Source organism: Streptomyces sp. NPDC059456 (assembly GCF_042750055.1).
Classification (GTDB): Bacteria; Actinomycetota; Actinomycetes; order Streptomycetales; family Streptomycetaceae; genus Streptomyces.
In genome coordinates, this window is sequence record NZ_JBHYVA010000690.1 from 1 (window position 1) to 4,466 (window position 4,466).

Here is a 4,466-nt window from a genome sequence, read left to right on the forward strand (position 1 = left end):
GTGGGGAGGTGGGGCGCGGGGTTGGCCCCCTGCGCGGCCGGCTGGGCGTTGGGATCCGGGTCGTGCGGGGTCCACAGCGCGGTCAGCCCGAGGTGGACGGCCACGGCGACCATCGGCCAGACGAGCAGCACCCCCCGCGCCAGCAACTGCAGCGGCGCATCGAACGGCACGCCCTTCCCGGCCTTCAGTGCGGCCGCGGCCACGTCCGACGACGGCCCCAGCCACAGCCCCAGCCGCCAGCCCACGAGCGCGGCGAAGCCGGATCCGACGGCCAGACCGATGACCAGCGGGACACCGCCCCGGCGCCGCCACAGGAAGACGAGCACGGCGCTCAGCACGCCGAATCCCACCGACAGCAGGAAGAACGTGCCGTCGGTCCCCATCCGGGCCTCGCTCTCGGTGTTCCGCAGGAACACCGCCTCGCCGTTGGAGACGTACTGCGTCTTCGGCGCCAGCCAGGCCCACAGCAGCCCGAGCAGCACGCCGGCCGCTCCGGTCGCCAGGGCCACGGCTGCTCCGTCGCGGACGTCCCCCGCGGTGATGCCTGCGGAGCCCTCCGGCTTCGCGGGCGGCTGCGGCGGTTCGTGCGGGGACGGCGTGGTCAGGGCTTCGGTCACCCCCACATCGTGCCAGGTGCCCGGCGCGTCGGCGTCAGCGGACCGCCGCACGTCGGCGTCAGCGGACCGCCGCCCGCCGGTACGCCCACGTCGCGACGGCCAGGGAGAGCACCCCGACGGCCCCGCACACGCCGAGGTCCAGCCCCACCGCCGCCCAGTCGGGGTGCGGGGCGAAGGTCCGCGCGAAGGCCTCCACCCCGTACGTCGAGGGCAGCAGGTCCCGCGCCCACACGATCACGTCCGGCATCCGCTCCGGCGGCAGCACCCCCAGCAGCAGCGCCGCCGACATGCCGAGCTGTCCGGCCAGCGTGGCGAACTCCTGCCGCGGGGCCAGCAGCCCGAGTGCGGCGCCGAGCCCGGCCAGCGCGGCCCCGGCGAGCGGCACCACCGCGGCCAGGATCCACAGCCCGCTCATCGGCAGCCCGAACAGCACGCACCCGAAGACGGCGGTGACCAGCGTCCCGGGCAGGGTGAAGGAGGCGTACGCGGCGGCGGCGCCCAGCACCACCGAGGCCGGCGGCACGGGCAGCGTGGCGTAGTGGTCCAGCCCGCCGCCGGCCCGCAGCTGCCCGAAGTACTGCGCGAGCAGGTTCAGCGCGACGAAGGCGACGACCAGCACCGAGGATCCGGCGACGACGGCCCGGGCCTCGGAACCCCCGTCCACCACGCCCCGCATCAGGATCATGATCCCGACGGACTGGAAGGTGGCGACGAACAGCAGCGGGATCCGCGCCACCCGGGCCCGGGACAGCTGGGCCCGGTACACGGCGGCGAGCGCCGGGAAGAGCCGGGCCCGCGGCGCGGGGGGCGCCGCAGGGTTCTGCGCCGGGCGGGACCCGGGGCTGATCGGCGTGGCCGTCGCCGGCACCGGACCGGCGGTCTGCGCCACGGCCGTCACGGCCGTCGCGGCCGTCGCGGCCGCCACGGCGCCCGGAGTGCGGTCGCTCACGACTTCACCAGCCCTTTCGTCTTGCCGCCGAGGGCGAGGTACACGTCCTCCAGGCTGGGGGTCGCCAGGGTGAAGTCGTCGAGGGCCGCGAAGGCCGGCCCGCCGGTGACCGCGGCCACCGCGGTGCGCGCCTCGTCCGGCGCCAGGCGCAGCACCCAGCGGCGGCCCGAGACGACGGCGGCCGCCTGCATCCGCGCGACCTCGGGCACGTCCAGCGGAGCGCCGTCGCGCCACACCAGCTCCAGCCGGACCTCGTCGGAGACCCGCGCCTTCAGCCCGGCCGGGGAGTCGCAGGCGATGACCCGGCCCTGGTCGATGACGGCGACCCGGTCCAGGACGGTCTCGGCCTCGATGACGTTGTGCGTGACCAGCAGGACGGTGGCCCCGTTCCGGGAGCGCCGCCGGTCCACGGCCGCCCACACGGCCCGCCGGGCCACGGGGTCCATGCCGGTGGTGGGCTCGTCGAGGACCAGGACCGGCCGCTCCCCGACCAGTGCGGCGGCGAAGCAGGCCAGCCGCCGCTGCCCGCCCGAAAGCTTCTTCAGGGGCCGCCCCGCGAGCGCGGTCAGCCCGAGTTCCTCCAGTACGGCGTCCCGCTCGGCGCGCGCCGTGCGGGCGTCGAGTCCGCGCAGCCGGCCCGTGGTCTCGGCGGCCAGCGCCACCGTGAGCTCGTCGAGGGCGGTGGACTCCTGCCCCAGGTAGGCGAGCAGCCGGGCGGCCCGCTCGGGGTGGCGCACGAGGTCGTGGCCGAGCAGGGTCACGGCGCCGGAGTCGGGCCGCATCAGGCCGGTGAGCTGGCGGACCAGGGTGGACTTGCCGGCGCCGTTGGGGCCGAGCAGGCCGAAGATCTCGCCGCGCCGGACGTCCAGGCTGATGCCGTCGGTGGCCCGGGTCTCGGGCAGGGCGGGAGCCCCGCGCCGGCCCCGTACCGCGGGATAGGTCTTGACCAGGTCACGCACCGCGCAGACCACGTCCGCCGCCGCGTCTGCGGCCACTGCCGTGCTCGGTTGTGCTGATGCTGTGCCCGTACTCACGAGGGAGCAGCCTACGCGGCTTTCGTCCGGCCACCGCCGGGAGGTGCCCCCCGACGCCCCGGGACCCGTCTAGTCGGCCGCCGGCGGCGTCGGCGCGGCGGGCACGGCGGAGGGCGGTCCGGGGACGTGCTCGGCGGCGGCGCGGACGTCGATCTCCCGCCAGAACCCGGCGCGGATGGCGTAGCGGTCGTGCTCGTCGATCTGGTCGTCCTTGTGCGCGAGCAGCCCGAACCGGGCGGCGTAGCGCAACAGCTCCCCGTCGATGCGGTGCGGGATCCGCGGGTACATCGTGGCGAGCTTCTGGAGGTGGACGGTCTCCGGGAGGCGTTCCATCCAGCGCCGGGCGAACACCTGGCCGACCTCGAAGGGGTCGCCGCCGACGGTGGTGATGTCCTCCTCGCGGTCGGCCCAGCGCTGCTCGGCGCTGGTGAGCTGGGCGAGGGTGGGCAGCGAGGCGGTCTCGGCGGGTTCGCCGAGGGGGCCGGCCCGGTCGATCCAGCCCTTGTCGGAGGACCAGCGCAGGGCGCTGCCGGCCGGGGGCGGGGTGCCGCCGTGGCCGCCGGGGGGTCCGGGCTGCTGGCCGGGGGCGCGCAGGGAGCCGGCGAGGTCCTTGGGCGTGGGTACGGTCTTGCCGCCGGCCGCGGGGGCGGGCACGGGCGCTCCGCCGGCCTCGGGCCCGGCGTCGGCCGGTGCTCCGGAGCCGTTGCCGCCGGCGCTGCGGGCGGCCTCGGCGAGGGCGGCCTCGGGCAGCGGGGCGGAGAGGATCGCCGCGATCTCGGGGCGGGGCGCGGGCGGCGGGGCGCACAGCCCGGCGAGGTCCCGGGCGCGGACGGCGCGGGTGATCCAGGCCCGGTCCAGGACGCGGCGCTCGTCGGCCTCGGCGACGAGGTCCTCGGACTGGTTGTAGTCGCCGTCGGCGGCCTGGACGGCCCACAGGTGGACGGCGACGCCGTGTTCCTTGGCGGACATCAGGCCGGGCAGCAGGTCCCCGTCGCCGGTGACGAGCACGACGTCGGAGCAGGCCCGGTTGCGGGCCAGTTCGGTGAGCTCGGCGTGCATGGCGGCGTCGACGCCCTTCTGCGCCCAGCGGCCGTCGCTGCGGGTGAGGGCGCCGAGGCGGACGGTGACGCGGGGCATGACGCGCAGCCGCCGGTGTTCGGGCTGGGGCACCCGGTCGGGTGCGCCGTCGAACCAGTAGATGCGCAGCAGGGGCTGCTCGGTGTCGGCCTCGGCGCGCTCGCGCAGGCCCTGGATGAGAGCGGCATGGTCGACGGTGATGCGGGAGCGGGAGGGCTCCCCCGCGAGAAGACTGGCGGCGGCGCCCAGCAGATAGCCGGCGTCCACCAGGACGACGCAGCGGTCCACGCGTACCACCCTCTTCCCTGGGGATCCTCTGTGTGTGTCGCGGGTGCCCCGAGTCTGCCCGACCGCAAGGGTGTTGACGGCCGGAACTCGATCATCGGCGTGGCGGATCCGGCGCCCGCCGCCCCCGGGGCTCCCGGCTGCGCGCAGTAAAGATCCAAAATGCGCGGTTTGTGGCGCCGTGTGAGGGTGAAGGCGGTCCTGGCCCCTAGACCCTCACGGAGGCTCCACCATGGCCAAGAACAAGAACCGCCAGCACGAACAGAAGCAGCAGGCCCGCTCGTCGTCGCAGGATCCGACGAAGGGCTCGGAGTCGGTGTCCGAGCCCTCGGGCGGCTCGCCGAGTCCGATGGACATGGCTCGCAAGGGCAAGCAGAAGAAGTTCGGCCACAACTGACGCCTCCGCGAGCAGCACGCACGAGGGCGCGCCCCCAGCACAGGGCGCGCCCGAGAGAACCTGCGGCCCCGAAAGGGGGCGGTGTCGTATAAACAAAAAGAGCGACC

The 4,466-nt window shown here is 75.7% G+C and carries 5 protein-coding genes; 1 reads left to right on the plus strand and 4 read right to left on the minus strand.

Annotated elements, in window-relative coordinates:
• The 4 genes from ACFXA3_RS36485 to ACFXA3_RS36500 all read right to left on the minus strand — a co-directional run.
• Positions 1-617, minus strand: a 617-nt coding sequence (locus ACFXA3_RS36485) for a hypothetical protein (protein WP_385194436.1), incomplete at its 3' end; no start/stop codon positions are given.
• Between the two features lie 58 nt (positions 618-675).
• Positions 676-1,464, minus strand: coding sequence for an ABC transporter permease (locus ACFXA3_RS36490; protein WP_385194446.1), 789 nt, complete (start codon positions 1,462-1,464; stop codon positions 676-678).
• A gap of 98 nt (positions 1,465-1,562) precedes the next feature.
• Entirely contained in the window at positions 1,563-2,561 is a 999-nt protein-coding gene (locus ACFXA3_RS36495; protein ID WP_385194439.1) for an ABC transporter ATP-binding protein, read from the minus strand.
• Positions 2,562-2,669: 108 nt separating this feature from the next.
• Positions 2,670-3,965 (minus strand): NYN domain-containing protein, encoded by a 1,296-nt coding sequence (locus tag ACFXA3_RS36500; RefSeq protein WP_385194441.1) that lies wholly within the window; start codon positions 3,963-3,965, stop codon positions 2,670-2,672.
• 229 nt (positions 3,966-4,194) lie between these two features.
• On the opposite strand from ACFXA3_RS36500, the gene ACFXA3_RS36505 reads away from it, so the two are divergent.
• Positions 4,195-4,359: a hypothetical protein gene (locus tag ACFXA3_RS36505; RefSeq protein ID WP_385194444.1), complete on the plus strand. Its 165-nt coding sequence runs from the start codon at positions 4,195-4,197 to the stop codon at positions 4,357-4,359.
• Positions 4,360-4,466 lie beyond the last annotated feature (107 nt).

Bases quoted from the DNA above. Each gene is read 5' to 3' on its own strand.
- ACFXA3_RS36505 (WP_385194444.1), top strand. From the start codon at position 4,195: ATGGCCAAGAACAAGAACCGCCAGCACGAACAGAAGCAGCAGGCCCGC.